Source organism: Leptospira kemamanensis (assembly GCF_004769665.1).
Taxonomy (GTDB): Bacteria; Spirochaetota; Leptospiria; order Leptospirales; family Leptospiraceae; genus Leptospira_A; species Leptospira_A kemamanensis.
Genome location: NZ_RQGG01000009.1, coordinates 55,676 through 71,274 on the forward strand (window position 1 = coordinate 55,676; position 15,599 = coordinate 71,274).

A 15,599-nucleotide genomic window follows, 5' to 3' on the forward strand; every position below is an offset into this window, starting at 1 on the left:
CCGTAAATACTCTTGCCCTTCAGTATACCTGAAAAATGGCCAATGTCAAGGAAGTTGGTAAAAATAGTTCAGAATCGAATGGTTTTTACTTGGGCATCCGTCAAATTGGGCAGTTTTGTCTTCACTACATCCAAAGTTTCTTTTGCATCTTCTAGGCGATAGTAGTACCCAGCGAATAATTTGCCTGTTGAAGTCCGAAAGATTCGACCACGCAAATTGGGTTGGGACTCGATCAATTGTTTGCCTACAGAAATGGCTTCTTCTGGAGTGAAGTCACCAATTTGTACCATATAATTGATTTGGTCATTTTTAGGTGGAAATTTCAAAGTGGCAGGAAAAGGAGAAGATTCTGAAGTTTGGGTTTTTGCCTCTTCAAAACCCGATTTTGTTTCTTCTGCCTTTGGACTTTCCGTAAATTTGGAAGAGGATTCGGTACGGGTTCCTACATTCGAAAAGGAAGTTTCTGCATTTTCTTTGAACTTACTTTCCTTTTGCCCCAATTGAATTCCGACCACCAAACCAGATGTAAAAAGAAGAATCCCTCCGATGAGGAGAATGAATGCGGACTTTGGTTTATTGGCATTCCCGAGAACAGACGGGGAATGGGAAGGGAAGGAAGGACTTTCCCCTTCAAAGGGTCGGCCTGACCTAAGCTTTCTGGAATAATCTATATTTTGCATGGGCGTTCCGATTTCTCTATTACTCCTATTGTCGGAGTGGATCTACAAAAAATAGACTGGTTTTTTTAGAGAGGCCGAACTTCAGATTTGGACTCCAATCGAGAAAGACAAAACTCCCCCAGTTGTCACAATCAATTGTCACTTGTATCACAACTCTTTTCCTGAAAGAGTGAAATTCACTCATGAATTGTCCACTTTGTGACACATCTTCCGTTCCCTATTATCAAAATCGGTTTCGTGCGTACTTAAGATGTACTGGATGTGATGCTATTTTTATGGACAAAGAATTTTGGCCCTCACCAGAATGTGAGAAAAAACGCTACTTAGAACATAACAACGATATATACGACCCAGGATACCAAAACTTTCTGCGACCCATTGTAGAATTAATTTTACAAAAACAAAAAACAAGTGATCTAGGTTTGGATTATGGTGCGGGGCCAGGTCCTGTTGTAGAATATCTGTTACGACAAAATGGATATGCGATCTCTTTATATGATCCCTTTTTCCATCCATACCCGGAACGATTACAAAAAAAGTATGATTATATTGTGCTCACAGAAGTTGTGGAACATTTCCATCATCCAAAGGAAGAATTTGAAAATCTTAAAGCATTATTAAATGAGAACGGAAGGTTGTATATCTTGACTCATCCATACAACGATTCGATCAATTTTGAAAAGTGGTATTATAAAAATGACCAAACACATACATTTTTTTATCCAAAAGAATCATTTGAATGGATTAAAGAGAGGTTTGGTTTCCAATCACTCACAATGAACAAACGAATTTTTATTTTAGAAAGATAAAACGAATGAAGATATAAAAGTGAAAATGATCTTTCGCCAAATCCATTCAGGACAAATCTTTAATTGGGAAAAAATCAAGAGATCAAGGAAATGAGTTCTTGGATTTTTTTATGTTCAGGGTTCATTGCTCTTAGTTGAGATACCAAAAATTGTGTACGATCTTTATCCCCTAACAAACGACAAACATCCGCTAAATGAATTAAATTCCGAATGTTACTTGGTTGGCGTAGTCTCACCCTTTCGCTTAGTTCCTGAGACTCTTCCAAAAACGAAGGAGATTTGTAAATTGAATACAGTCGTTTGTACAAAACAGAGGTATGGAACATCCAACTGGTATCAGAAGGAAAGTTTTCTAATGCTAAACTTGCGTATTCCATCGCTTTTAGTAGATTCCCTTCTTTTTCATAGAGTTTTGTGATGTATTTTAATTCTGTAATGGATAAATCTAATAGAGATTCATAAGACAATAATAAATCCAAAGCCTTGGAGTATTCTTTTTCCCTGATTTTCTTTTTGGCCTCGTTCCAATGGATTCCTGGTTTAGAATGTGTATCGAGATGATAAGCCAAAGAAATAATGCTCAAATCATCAGAAAATTTTCCTTTTGATCGCAAAACTTGGGTTAAGGAATCTAAATTCCCATTTGATTCTTCAATGCTATCCAAAATCATTTGTTGGTTTTCATTGATGTCTCGAAATTTGCCTGATTCCGAAATGACCAAATCATCTTTTCCATCCGAACCACAGAAAATTTTATCTCCCTGTTTCATTTGGTAGACAGAGATAAAACGATTCGTTGGCACTTCCATCACACCCAATTTATAATAATGAATGTCCTCTTCAATAAAACTTGCTTTTCCATCTCTGTACAAGATCACCCACGGATGTTCTAAATTGATGAAATACAATGTTCCAGTGGACTCTTCCAACAAACCAATCACCGCTGAAACTAACATCGCACCATCAAAGGTCTCAAAGATTTTTTGTAAGTCTAAATAAGAATCATGTAACCATCTTTCAGGAGAACGATTAGAGGAAACTGGATCCATTTTGGAACGAATGATGAGGGAGTTATAAACAGCTCCAAGGACAATGGCTCCCCCCGCTCCCTGAATGGATTTCCCCATGGCATCTCCATTGATAAATGCCTTATACCGTTTCCCTTGTAAAATCAGGTTATATACAGATAAATAATCTCCACCTAACTGGTATTCCTTGCCCCTAAAATAAAACTTTTTGTATTGGTTGAGGATTGTCTCGATGGTGACGGCAGTTCCATCCACTTCTTTCCCAAGAAGGGGTTCAAATAATAATGATGTCAGAAAATAATCCCCATCTTGTTGGGTTTTAAGAATTTGGATTTCCTCTGCTGTTTTGGTAATCTCTTCATTTTTTTTAATCACTCGTAAGTGGTTTAAAAAAGAATGAAAGCGGTAACGTTCAATGATGAGTCCACTGAAAATTCCAAGTAAATAACTCAGTACTAAATTCTGCATGGAATATGCCGCAGAAGGTGTATCTAGGTTGGGTTTATAAATCCATACTGAGGTTACAAAAATGAAAATTGAGATAGGATAATAAATGAATAAAGTCTTTCGTGGAAGTGGCAAAAAGGATAAAACAACCACCACCATTTGGTAACCAGAAACATACGGTGCGTCATCAGCAATCCTTCCCGTGTAATAGGCTGCTGTAAACAGCAAATAACCGTACACAATGTAACCCCAAACCAATCCTTCTAAACGAGACTTGGTTTCTTTTGAATGATTGAGAAGAATATAAACAATATAACTGATACAAAGAATGGAAAACCCGATTCTGTAATAAAAGAGTTCTGGAAATTCAGGATGAAGTTTGGCATCTGTATCAAATGCAAACCCAAGTAATGCGACACTTCCAATGAGGCTCCCAGGGAATTGTATGATCCGAGCGTGTCTGTCCAATTCTTGAGAATATTCGGACTCATAGGTTTTACGTTCAGGGATTAAATCTAAAAACTTGGATAGGATTGCCCGAAAGTTCTGGAACACGATGGTAAATTAGACGAAAAAACCCGCTCGAAGGCGGGTTTCTTCTATGACTCAATTCTAATATTTTATTAGAAAAAAGTTTTTACTGGTGTGTCAGTTGTTGGTGCTATTCGAGAGATGATATCTCCGAAAGAGAAAGCAAATAACAACGCAAGGAACGCAAAAGCCGAGAGGAAAATCACTCGGTTTAGCATATTGTCATACTTTAAATGCATAAAGTATGCTAATACGAAAAATGCCTTACAAGTTGCTACAGCCATGGCAACGATCATATTCCATTTGCCGAGGTCGTATTGAGCAACCCAAACCGTTACAAATGTACCAAAGAATAGAGCAAGTAACACATACACGTAAGTTTTAATCGAAATTACATGGTGATCGTGTTCTTCTTCCTCTTCGCCATCTTCTACCCACATAGAAGCAGAAGCGTGGTCTTCTTTGTGATCCTCATCCCCTAAAACAAATTTTAACAATTTATTGTCTTTGTTTTCAGATGTGAATTTTGCAAAACGATCTGTTTGGAAAAATTGTCCAAACCAGTTTACAATAAAGCCTAATATGGTTGCTGTTGCAATCCCAGGAGCAAAGATCCCAAACCCTAAAACAGGTGTAAAAACAGCTGCGAGTGCAATGAAGTATAGTCCGTAATTGATTACGTATTCCATTTTATTTTCCCTTTTATCCTACCAAGTATAGAAGTGGGAAGAGGTAAATCCATACCAAGTCCACTACGTGCCAGAAAAGACCCACACCTTCTACAGGAGTGTAATACTCTGGTCCAACTTTTCTTCGGAGAGTTTTGATCAAAATCCAGAAGATCATCAGTGCACCGGCAACCACGTGAATCCCGTGAAGACCAGTCATCACAAAGTAAAAACCGTAGAACATTTCCCATTTTGGTTGTGAAATCACAGCTTTTAGGCGAGTGACTTCTTCTGCACTGACATGGTTTTTTTCCAGTTCTGCAGGGTTTTTGAGTAGAGCAGCGATTTTAGATTCGCACTCAGCTCGTTTTCCACCAGCACCACAAGATGGGTCAACTAGGGAAAATTTACCAGGAACAGTTCCTACATGGAACTTGTGGCTGTATTCAAAATACTTAATGACCATAAAGGCTGCCGCACAAGCGATTGTGAGCGCAAGCATAATGGCAGCGATTTTATGAAGACCACGTTGCACATAGTTAATGGCAGCAGCCATCGTGAAGGAACTCACAAGGAGAACCACTGTGTTCACAGCTCCCATTTTCCAATCCAATGTTTCAGAACCGTTTTTGAAAACGGTAGGATACAAAGAATGGTAGATGAGGTAACCTACGAATAGGCCACCAAACATCAGGATCTCAGTGCAAAGGAATAACCAAATTCCTTGTTTGGAAGAGGCATACTGGTGGTCTGCACTCTTAAAATGGTGTTGGTGATGAAATTCACTTGAAGAACTAACGGAAGTCATATGGCCCTGCAGTTACTGTTGGAGTCGTTGTAAAGTTTTCGTGTGGAGGAGGAGAAGACGTTTGCCATTCGAGTGTTTTTGCACCCCAAGGGTTATCAGACGCTTTTTCCCCTTTGAAAATTCCATGAATGATGGTGATGAGTCCTACCAAGAATCCTAAACCGATGAGCCAAGATCCCACAGTGGAGATTTGGTTGAGATTTGTGTATTCAGGAAGGTAGTCAAAATAACGTCTTGGCATTCCCATCGCCCCTAGTACGAATTGTGGGAAAAAAGTTACGTTAAATCCAGTGAAGATGAGAACCCAAGAGATTCTTCCCCCTAGATCAGAAGTCATCCTTCCGAACATTTTGGGGAACCAGTAGTAGATTCCACCCATAAGTGCCATGAGAGTTCCTCCCACCATTACGTAGTGGAAGTGAGCAACCACGAAGTAAGTATCATGGAAGTGAACGTCCATACCAGTGGAAGCGAGGAATACACCTGTCAAACCACCGATGGTAAAGAGGAACATAAACCCTAAAGCAAACAACATTGGTGCTTGGAAGGTAACGGTTCCGCGATACATTGTAGAAATCCAGTTGAAGAGTTTGATCGCAGTTGGAACCCCAACAAACATTGTAATGATGGAGAATACAATCCCTGCGAGTGTGGATTGTCCAGATACGAACATATGGTGTCCCCAAACGAGGAACGATACAGCAGCAATCGCAACAGAAGAGTATGCAATCGCACGGTAACCAAAAATGGTTTTTTTAGAGAACGCCGTGATGAGTTCAGAGATCACACCCATTGCTGGAAGGATCATGATGTATACCGCAGGGTGAGAGTAGAACCAGAAAAAGTGTTGGAAAAGGATTGGGTCTCCACCGAGGTCTGGATCAAAGATTCCCACACCCAAAGTTTTCTCTGCTCCGATGAGAAGGAGAGTGATCGCAAGGATTGGAGTTGCTAAGATCTGAATGATCGAAGTGGAATACAAAGCCCAAATCATAAGTGGGATCCGGTCCATCGTCATTCCAGGAGCTCGGAGTTTGTGAGTGGTTACGATGAAGTTTAATCCCGTTAAGATGGAAGAAAATCCCATGGTAAATGCTCCCATCACTAACAAAATTACACCATTTGATGTTTTTGCAGTCGAGTAAGGAGTGTAGAATGTCCAACCTGTGTCTACTTGGTTGAAGATCATGGAAGAAGCGGAAAGAAGCGCCCCTGCAATGAAAATGTAGTAAGAAGCAAGGTTGAGTCTTGGGAACGCAACGTCTTTGGCACCGAGTTGGATGGGAAGGATAAAGTTCCCAAGAAACGCCGGAATTCCAGGAATGATCACCATAAATACCATAATGGCACCATGAAAGGTCATGAACTTGTTGTAAGTGTCTGGATCAAGTAACGGCTCTGCACCAAATTTTGCTAAGTGCAGACGAATTCCCAATGCAAAGAAACCACCAATCAAGAAAAGGGTAGCAACCGTTGCAAAGTACATAAGTCCAATGCGTTTGTGGTCTAGAGTGGTCATCCAAGACCAGATTCCAGATCCGTGGTTCAGATAATTATGGTCGGTATGACCATGTTCGGTTTTTGTATGTGCTGAACTCATCTCTCTTCCTTATTTAATGGATTTGATATATTCAATTAAGTTGGCAACGTCTTCATCAGACAATTGACCTTGGAATACCGGCATCGCTGGTGGATATCCTTCTACGATCTTTGCAGACGAGACAAGGATGGATTCACGAAGGTAATTTTCATCCGCTTTCGCTTGGCTACCATCAGCAAATTTTCTGTTAGAGCCAAAAAGACCTTTCATAGTCGGTCCAACGACTCTTGATCCGTCGATCGAGTGGCAAGATGCACAAGCTTTTTGAGCAAAGAGTGTCTTTCCAAGATCTGCAGGACTATCAGCACCTTTTTTCTCAGCGTGATACCATGCTGCATATTCCTCTGAAGGAATGGCTTTGATTTTGATCATCATACCGGAGTGTTTCGTTCCGCAATATTCTGTACAGAAAACGATGTATTCGCCTGGTTGAGTCGGCTCAAACCAAAGTTGTGTGAGTTTTCCAGGAACCGCATCTTGTTTGGTTCGGAAAGCAGGAACATAAAAACTGTGAATTACGTCTTTCGAAGTAAGGATGAGTTTTGTTGCTTTTCCCGCAGGAACAATCATTGGGTCGTTTCCAGAGCTATAAAACTCTTTTCCATTGGCATAACGGTAAGTCCAAGCCCACTGCTCTGCAGTGACATGAATTTCTGCCGCGATGTCTTCTGGCGGATTTCTGAGTTTTTCAAAAATGACCATACCCCAATAAAAAATCCCCATCATGATGACGAGAGGGATAAAGGACCAAAGAAACTCTGCAAAATTATTGTGAGTAATGTATGCGGATTTCTGGTCTAAACTTGTACGTTTGAACTTGATGAGGAACCATGTCATTCCACCAATCAAGATGACAAACGAAACAAGGCTTGCTATGATCAGAAACGCATAGAGAAGATCGACTTCTTTTGCAATTTCAGTGGCCTGGATAGGCATGAACGAGGTCGCTGGAATGAGACTGCTCCAAGACATCTATGTGACTCCTTGACGGTTGTTATTTGTTATTTTTCGCCAGTTTATGTATAAAAACGCACCGAGAAGGAGTAAGGTGACCGCCCCCCCGAATTGCATCATCCTGTATGCGTATATCGTATATTTATTTTTTCTTGGATCAAATTGAAAGCAAAATAAAGCAAACTTGTCTACAAAACTCCCAATCTTACCAGAAGATGCCTCAAGGAAGGCAAATTTTAAATCTCTAGGTTCGAGTTGGATGCCTTGGAAAATCCGAGACACTCTTCCTGCAGGTGTTAAGACATACACACCACTGGCATGGATGTATTGTTTGGCATCTGCATCCCAAGCATAACGAAAATCCAATTGTTTGGTGAGTGCATCAATGGATTCTTGTGAGCCCGTGAGCAAATGGAGACCAGTGCCTGCCCCATCTCTACCATAATCCTTCAAGTAAGCCCCTTTTTTGGGAAAGGAAATGGATTCGTTTTCTTTTGGATCAATGGATACCGCAATGTATTGGTATTCTTTGCCGAGGGTCCAATCCATGTCCTTTAAACTTTTGAACACACCATTCAGGTGATAGTTACAAAGAGTGGGGCATTTGAAGTAAACAGGAGAGAGAAGGACGGGTTTCCCTTGGGTGAGATAATCAGAAAAGAGAACTTCTTTGCCCGATTCATCTTTGAAGGGAATGTCAAGTTTGAGTGTTTTACCCGTTACATCCGAAAATCCGATGTTTTCTAATTCTTTCGGGAGTTTGTTTTCCCGAGTGAGATTGGAGTGTGGGTCATACGCAGACAGAGACTCCAAAGCCAAAATGAAACAGAAACAAATGAAAATGCGGATGTTCACGTAATTTGGTTGTTACCCTATTTGGACTGAACGCTTTTGTTTTCCATTCCTGGGTTTTCCGGAGTTCCCGGATGAACAAAGGAAATATACGCGAAGAAAAGAATGTTGAGTACGAGTGTGACAAGGAAAGTCCAATAGCCACCCTTGTTGTAAAGGTCTGTGTTTTGCATAATCTTACCTGATATAGTCTATACGAAAAACTGCTCTTTTTATCCAACAATTTTTAAAAGATGCAAGATTAATTTTATTTTCCCCAAACCTGAATCACAAAACCTGGAGGAAACAGATAGACGATGACACTCAAACGCTTTTACACCATCCTTTCCGCCATGATTCTCATCAACCTACTCTATGGTCCCCTCGTTCGGGCCACAGACTCAGGGCTCGCATGCCCTGATTGGCCTTTGTGTCATGGGAAGTTTGTGCCAGAGTTTACCTTCCAAATTTTTATGGAAGTGGGACATCGGTATTATTCAGGGATTTTAGGAATCCTAGTTGGGATTGGTTTTGTTTGGATTCTGCAAAACAAAAACACAAGAAAATCTCTTGGCATTCCTGCGACATTGTCTTTACTCTTTTTAATTTCCCAAGTGATCTTAGGTGGTTTGACCGTTACCAAGCTTCTCCACCCAACAACCGTTAACCTTCACTTACTCAATGCAGTTTTACTTTTATCCGCTTGTGTGACCATCCGTTTACAATTATCAGATGATACTTCCCTATCCAAATTCCAATGGGATAGGCCTGGTAAGTATTATTTTGTGATTGTTTTATTTGTTGTGTTATACCAACTTTTTTTGGGTGGAAAAGTTAGTTCTCATTACGCAGGTCTTGCTTGTCCTGATTTCCCAACTTGTCATGGAGAATGGTTTCCTGAGATGGTTGGTACGATCCGATTCCATATGGAACATAGACTTTTCGGTTATTTAGCAGCATTACTTGTTTTATCTTTGTCAGCCTATGCCATCCTAACTTTGGAAAATCCAAAAGTGAAACAGTTTTTAAAACTGGCTGCCTACCTTGTCTCCATCCAAATCTTTTTGGGTGCGATGAATGTTTTATATCATTTACCAAAACTCATCACAGGCCTTCATACTTTGAATGGAGTGCTTGTATTTTTGTTTTGTTACATCGCCGCTTTTTATCACTTTCATCATTCTAGCAAAGAGGTTCTTTGATGTTCCGAGTATGGAACCAATTGACCAAACCAAGAGTGACGGTTCTTGTCCTGGCAACCGTTCTCCCAGGGATGTATCTCGGTACAACGGGTTATCCTAGTTTATTTGCGATTTCCATTACTTTATTTGGAACTTATTTGATGAGTTCCGCATCTTTTATTTTCAACCAATACATTGAAAGAGAAAGAGATGCAGTGATGTATAGAACCAAACAACGGCCAATCCCTGCTGGTGAAATCTCACCAATGATGGCGCTGATTCTAGGGATTGTTGTAACCTTCATTTCCTTTGGCATTTTAACTTATTTTGTTAACCTGCTAACAGCTGTTTGCGCACTTTCTGCTCTATTATTATATGTATTTTTATACACCATTTGGTTAAAACCAAGAACAGAACAAAATATTGTGATTGGTGGGATCTCTGGTTGTATTGGCCCTCTCATTGGCTATGCGGCCATGGCGAATGCACTTCCTCTGCAAGCTTGGATCATGTTTCTCATGATTTTCCTTTGGACTCCTGCACATTTTTGGGCCTTGGCAATTTTCCTTAAAGATGATTATGAATTCGCAGGGATTCCGATGATGCCTGTGGTTTCTGGAATTCAAAAAACTGTGAACCAAATTTTTATTTATGCCATCGCCTACTCCCTTTCTGTCATTGGTTTTTACTTTGTAGATGATCGAATGGGATATTTGTTTTTACTTTCAGCCATTGTACTTACGGTTCTGATCTTGGCTTTTGCGTATCGATTAAAACTTTCGATGGACAAAGCACTTGCAAAACGATTTTTCTTTTTTAGTATTTTACATTTATTTTTAGTGAGCATTGTCATCGTTATCGATTCTAAAATTTAGGTTTTTTGATTGATTTGGGCGGGGAATTCTGTTTTCCTTTTGCCCATGAGTGTACTTTCGCGATATTTCTCTCCATCCGATTTAGAAGAAATCAAATCTGCTGTTGGTGAAGCAGAATCCAAAACTTCCGCAGAAATTGTTCCTTTTTTTGCAGAATCCTCCCACCACTATCGGGAGTGGGCTTGGTTTGGTGCATTTTTAACTGGCGGCCTAACGGGCATTAGCTTTTATACAGCTCAAAAAACATACGGCCTTGTTTGGGGAAACGAATCCATGTTTGCCGTACTTTCTGTGTGGGCAGGCGCCATATTGGGACTTGGTTTGTTTGCTTTTTTTCCTAAACTTCGGATACTACTCGTTCCCAAAAATTCAAAACAATACTTTGTTGAGTTAAGGACCAAAGAAGCGTTCTTAGAAGAAGAAGTATTCCGCACAAAAAATAGAACAGGTATCTTAATTTATATCTCCCTCTTTGAACATATTGTACGCGTGTATCCTGATAAAGAAATCGCAAGAGTGGTTCCAAAATCAGAATGGAATGAAGCAGTCAGGCTTATCATCGAAGGAATGAAATCAGGTAAAAAAAAGGAGGGCATCGTTTCGAGTATCCTCTTCTGTGGAGACCTATTAAAAAAATACAATATCCATGTAGAAAAAGATGATAAAAACGAAATCTCCAATGAAATTCGAGATGGCGGGAAGTTGATGTAATGGTAAACAATTCACCAAAACAATATTATTTTTCATTTCAAAACATCTCTGGTTTGTTTATTACAATCCTTACTTTTTTTGCCTTTCAGATTTCTCTCTTGGGATACCCTGTTCCCAAATTAGAAAGGAGAGTGATGGATCATGCAGGGATTTTATCTCCCACCACGGTAGACTTATTAGAATCCAAGTTAAAACAATTTGAAGCGGAAACAAGCAATCAAATCGCAGTGTATACAACCGCAAGTTTACAAGAAGAACCGATCGAAGATGTGGCCTTTGAGATTTACGAAGAATGGAAGTTAGGTCAAAAGTCGAAAAACAATGGAGTTCTTTTAATCGTTGCACCTAATGAACGTAAGATGAGAATTCACGTGGGACGAGGACTGGAAGGTGCTTTAACGGATATCCAAGCCAAACAAATCATTCGAAACGAAATCACACCTAGTTTTAAAGCAAAAGATTATGATGGAGGAGTGACCGCTGGGGTGAATGCAATCATGGCCGCAATCCGAGGAGAATACGCACCTTCTGAAGATGATGTACAAACTTCAGGTAGGGAAACAGCAGAAGATGTAATCCCTTCTGGAATTGTTGGTGGGATCTTTACCTTCATTTCTCTTTTTATTCCTTCCATCGGCGGAGTGATCTTTACCATCATTGGCCTACTTGTGATTTTACCACTACTCACCTATATCCTTGGTGGAACACTCGGACTCATAGCGGCCATCGTATTGTTTGTCCTCATCATGTTCTTCCGTAGAAAACTTGGACATGGAATCGGTGGTGGTAGCTCAGATGGTGGTTATTATGGTGGATGGTCGTCTGGGGGTGATTCTTGGTCTTCCAGTGATTCAAGTGATAGTTGGTCAGGTGGTGGCGGAGATTCTGCTGGTGGTGGTGCTTCCGGTGATTGGTAAGATCCGTTAGGTGAAACGAACTCATCCTCGAGGAAGAGATTACATCCCAAGGATGAGTTTTTGATTCCCACGACCTAAATGAATCCAATCCTTGTCCCAAAAGAAAAGGGTGTTTTTTGAAAAGGTCATACCACTTCAATGAATATTAAAGTCGAATCATCCTTCCATGTAATTTTATTCATTTTTTGAAACAACATGGTTTGGATGGAAGGGATCACTTCGGCAAACGGTAAACCTTGAGTGCTTTGGATGGTGATGAGTAAATCATCCCAAGCTTGCATCCCATCCGATTCATTTAACTCTTCAAATAGTCCGTCAGTAAACAAAAAGATACGATCCCCCGACTCCACCTTAGTTTCATAAATCCCATAACGATAGTGTTCCAAAATCCCAATGATGGGTCCTGTATTTTCTAAAATCAAAGGTTCTGTATTTTTTTTCAAAATGATTTGGTTTTGGACACCACCGCCCGCATAACGAAGGATACTTTGGTGGAAATCAAAATCCATGACAAGTGCTGGGAAATAAATTTGTAAGTCCGCATTTTTATCATAAAAATGTTGGTTCATGTAAAACAAAAGATCGTTTGGTCGCATGGCCACGGCCGAAACTCTTTCAAATTCTGATTGGATCATCATGGAATACAATGCTGCTTGTAAGCCGTGACCAGTCGCATCACCCAAAAAAAACCGATAATAAAAATCTTGGATCCGTTTGACAAAGAAAATATCACCACCCACATCCGCTGTTGGTTTGTACAAAATGTCCACTTTGAGATTAGGATCCATCTCAGGAACCTTTGTGACACTTTGGATGATGGACTTCGCCAATTTCATATCCTTGGTGATTTGGTCCAATTTGCTTTGTAATTCGGTGGTTTTTTCTTTGACCCTTGTTTCCAATCTCTCATTCAAAACAGTGATTTGGTTTTGAACTTTTTGAAGGGTTTGATTTTTTTCAGAAAGTTCAATCGCAAGGTTTTCTGCTTCTACAAATCCTTTGGAAAAATTTCGTGCAATGTAAATCGATTGCACAAAAAACATCATAAAGATTCCAAAATGGATGGTGAGAGGTGAATTGATGAGTAAGTTATTCACCAATATATCGTTTACAAAACTTGTCACAAACACGAGGAAACTAAATAAAAAGAGTACAGAACCTGGTAATTTGTCGCGGATTGCTCTTGATAAAACGATTACCGCATACAAGGCTCCAAATAGAGTAAATATTTGGAAGGGGATCATCAAATAGGTGTAAAACGATGATCTTGTCACAAACACAATAAAACAAAACGAAAACCCTACATACTTTAAAAGTTCATACACCCTTCTTGAAAAATAGGGTTTAAACAAAAGATACACATAGCGCGCAAAAATAGGTGTGATAAAGAAAAAACTTAAATAACTGAGTTTTAGGTGAATTTCCCAAGGCAAATTCGGAACCAATTGCACAAGGTATTTATTCCCCGTAATGAACACCCGTAAGGCGACAAGAATACAAGTGAGAGCAAACCAATAGGTAAATGGATCTTTTTTACGATTCCAATATAGGAAAATATGATACATTCCCATAAATAGAATACTTCCCACAAGTAACATATCACGTAGGATTTCAAATTCGTATTGTTTATGGATCTGTGAAGTACGACCTAAGGTAATGACCTGGGCAGGCCCACCTTTTCTGTGGTGATAATTGGAAATTTGTAATAAAAACGATGTTTGGTTTTCTTTAGGGATAAAGTCGATGATTTGTGGTCGGTATTCCGGGATTCCTGTTTGGTAAGAAGTGGAAACAAATCCATTGGAAGCTAGTTTCTCGCCATCAACAAACAAATTATAGGCGGATTCCATCTCAGGAACTTTGATGGATAATGGAATTCCCTTTAGGCCGTGTCGAAGTTCTATTTGGAAAGTTGCATATCCATCGCCAGCCAAAAAACCTTTGTCGAGAAATGACTTTGTCCAAACACCTGGAATCGTAAAATAATGAGGTTCTCGGATGGATTTGATTTCAGGAAGTTCAGTTGGTGAAAGAAGAAGGCCTGGGTAGTATTCCCATTCACCAACAATTTGAATCGTATGAAGTGGATTTGATAAATGTAAATCGGCCGTTAGGCGGCCTTGTTTAGCGACAGGAGGTACTTCTGTCACAGAACATGACAAAAGTACCATACTCCAAAGGATATAGGTCCAAGGGAGATGTCGTTTCACAGGTTCCCGATATCCTCTAGAGACGGTTGGCGATTGGGATGTATTTTCTTTGGTTTTCGCCCACATAGATTTGTTTTGGACGAACTTTTGAGAAATCTCCTTTCATCCTTTGTTCTCTCCAATGGGCAAGCCATCCTGGAAGCCTACCAATCACTTGCATCACAGAGAACATATTTTTTGGAATTCCCAATGTATGGAACACCAAACCAGAGTAATACTCTAAGTTAGGATACAAAAGATTTTCCATAAAATAAGAATCGTTCCAAACAACTTCATCGATTTGTAAAGCAATGTCTTCGACGGTACTGAGTTTTCTACCTTTATAGAATTCTTTGATGATCTCTCTTGCCACCTGCGCTCTAGGACTCACGACATCATATGCTTTTTGCCCAAAACCATTTGTACGAATGGTGAGACCACCTCGTTTGAATCTTTCAAAATAATCTTTCACAGGAGTTTTGGTTTTGATGATGTCTTCGATGAGGCCAATCGCAGCAGTTGGTCTTCCCCCTTCGCGTGCACCCCATTGTGCCATGATTCCCGCAGAAATGGAGGCAAAGAGATTCGCTTGTGTGGAACCAACTACTTGAACAGCTGTGTTGGATACATTTTGTTCGTGGTCTGCATGTAGAATCCACATTTGGTTTAAAATCCGATCAAATTCTTCTGGGACATTGTAATTGTCAGCAGGGAGTTTGTGCATCATGTACAAAAAGTTAGTGCAATATGGATTTTTATCGAGTGGGTATACAAATGGATGACCCACAGCGTGTTTGTAAGTGAAAGCAGCAATGGTGCGAATTTTTGCAAGTAATCGTGCAATCAAATCGACACCCATATCCAACTTCTCTTCGTATTCTTCTAAATAATAACTGGATAAAGAAGTTACCATCACTGATAACACAGCAAGTGGGTTTGCCACACCAGGGAATCCATCAAATAGATTTAACATATCTTCATGGATCATAGAATGTTTGGAGAGACGACCAGAAAAATCGCTTAATTCTTGTTTTGTGGGAAGATTGCCGTAAATTAATAAAAATGAAGTTTCAACAAAAGTAGATTGGTAAGCTAACTCTTTTAAGTCATAACCACGGTAAGTGAGTTCCCCTTTTTCAGGATCACGTCTAGATACTTTTGACAAACCAAGGGCAGTATTAAAAAGACCAGGGTCAACTGTGACAAGCCCTGTTTTTCGGTAAAAATCAGTAAGGTCAATACCTTCTTTTCCATCAGTACCAGTGATTACCGGAAGTTTATATGTTTTGCCTTTGATGTGGATTTCCACTTCACTCATGAAAAGACCTCTCTCCCTCCTATCTTATAAAAACGAAGATAGGAATCTAGAA

14 protein-coding genes are annotated in these 15,599 nt (G+C 39.8%); 5 read left to right on the forward strand and 9 right to left on the reverse strand.

From position 1 onward, the window contains the following. Positions 1–68: 68 nt before the first annotated feature. Complete coding sequence (locus tag EHQ59_RS02905) at positions 69–680, reverse strand: hypothetical protein (RefSeq protein WP_135617647.1); 612 nt, start codon at positions 678–680, stop codon at positions 69–71. Between the two features lie 182 nt (positions 681–862). Here EHQ59_RS02905 and EHQ59_RS02910 point away from each other — a divergent pair, with 182 nt between their 5' ends. Further along, a complete protein-coding gene (locus EHQ59_RS02910; RefSeq protein WP_167481370.1) occupies positions 863–1,489 on the forward strand; it encodes a class I SAM-dependent methyltransferase in 627 nt (208 codons plus the stop codon). A gap of 74 nt (positions 1,490–1,563) precedes the next feature. On the opposite strand, the gene EHQ59_RS02915 is transcribed toward EHQ59_RS02910, so the two are convergent. From EHQ59_RS02915 to EHQ59_RS02940, 6 genes are all read right to left on the reverse strand, one after another. After that, entirely contained in the window at positions 1,564–3,519 is a 1,956-nt protein-coding gene (locus tag EHQ59_RS02915; RefSeq protein ID WP_135617648.1) for a PP2C family protein-serine/threonine phosphatase, read from the reverse strand. Between the two features lie 68 nt (positions 3,520–3,587). Further along, positions 3,588–4,184 carry a cytochrome C oxidase subunit IV family protein gene (locus tag EHQ59_RS02920; RefSeq protein WP_135617649.1) on the reverse strand — a complete coding sequence of 199 codons (597 nt, stop codon included), beginning with the start codon at positions 4,182–4,184 and terminating at the stop codon, positions 3,588–3,590. 13 nt (positions 4,185–4,197) lie between these two features. Continuing rightward, entirely contained in the window at positions 4,198–4,971 is a 774-nt protein-coding gene (locus EHQ59_RS02925; RefSeq protein WP_135617650.1) for a cytochrome c oxidase subunit 3 family protein, read from the reverse strand. Next, entirely contained in the window at positions 4,958–6,571 is a 1,614-nt protein-coding gene (gene ctaD, locus EHQ59_RS02930; protein ID WP_135617651.1) for a cytochrome c oxidase subunit I, read from the reverse strand. The genes EHQ59_RS02925 and ctaD overlap by 14 nt, the downstream gene beginning before the upstream one ends. A gap of 9 nt (positions 6,572–6,580) precedes the next feature. Then, positions 6,581–7,543 (reverse strand): cytochrome c oxidase subunit II, encoded by a 963-nt coding sequence (gene coxB, locus EHQ59_RS02935; RefSeq protein ID WP_135617652.1) that lies wholly within the window; start codon positions 7,541–7,543, stop codon positions 6,581–6,583. Then, complete coding sequence (locus EHQ59_RS02940; protein WP_244245355.1) at positions 7,544–8,380, reverse strand: SCO family protein; 837 nt, start codon at positions 8,378–8,380, stop codon at positions 7,544–7,546. It abuts the gene before it with no gap. Positions 8,381–8,673: 293 nt separating this feature from the next. Between EHQ59_RS02940 and EHQ59_RS02945 the strand changes: the two genes are divergently transcribed. Genes EHQ59_RS02945 through EHQ59_RS02960 form a run of 4 tightly spaced genes read left to right on the forward strand, consistent with a single transcriptional unit; the run spans position 8,674 to position 12,040 of the window. Next, complete coding sequence (locus EHQ59_RS02945; RefSeq protein ID WP_135617653.1) at positions 8,674–9,558, forward strand: COX15/CtaA family protein; 885 nt, start codon at positions 8,674–8,676, stop codon at positions 9,556–9,558. Next, complete coding sequence (locus EHQ59_RS02950) at positions 9,558–10,412, forward strand: heme o synthase (protein ID WP_135617654.1); 855 nt, start codon at positions 9,558–9,560, stop codon at positions 10,410–10,412. Before EHQ59_RS02945 ends, EHQ59_RS02950 begins: the two co-directional genes overlap by 1 nt. A gap of 45 nt (positions 10,413–10,457) precedes the next feature. Beyond that, complete coding sequence (locus EHQ59_RS02955; RefSeq protein ID WP_244245356.1) at positions 10,458–11,123, forward strand: TPM domain-containing protein; 666 nt, start codon at positions 10,458–10,460, stop codon at positions 11,121–11,123. After that, positions 11,123–12,040, forward strand: a complete 918-nt coding sequence (locus EHQ59_RS02960) for a TPM domain-containing protein (protein WP_135617656.1) — start codon at positions 11,123–11,125, stop codon at positions 12,038–12,040. The genes EHQ59_RS02955 and EHQ59_RS02960 overlap by 1 nt, the downstream gene beginning before the upstream one ends. A 125-nt stretch (positions 12,041–12,165) precedes the next feature. Here the strand turns inward: EHQ59_RS02960 and EHQ59_RS02965 are convergent, their stop codons facing one another. Further along, positions 12,166–14,211 carry a SpoIIE family protein phosphatase gene (locus tag EHQ59_RS02965; RefSeq protein WP_135617744.1) on the reverse strand — a complete coding sequence of 682 codons (2,046 nt, stop codon included), beginning with the start codon at positions 14,209–14,211 and terminating at the stop codon, positions 12,166–12,168. 55 nt (positions 14,212–14,266) lie between these two features. After that, positions 14,267–15,547: a citrate/2-methylcitrate synthase gene (locus tag EHQ59_RS02970; protein WP_135617657.1), complete on the reverse strand. Its 1,281-nt coding sequence runs from the start codon at positions 15,545–15,547 to the stop codon at positions 14,267–14,269. Positions 15,548–15,599 lie beyond the last annotated feature (52 nt).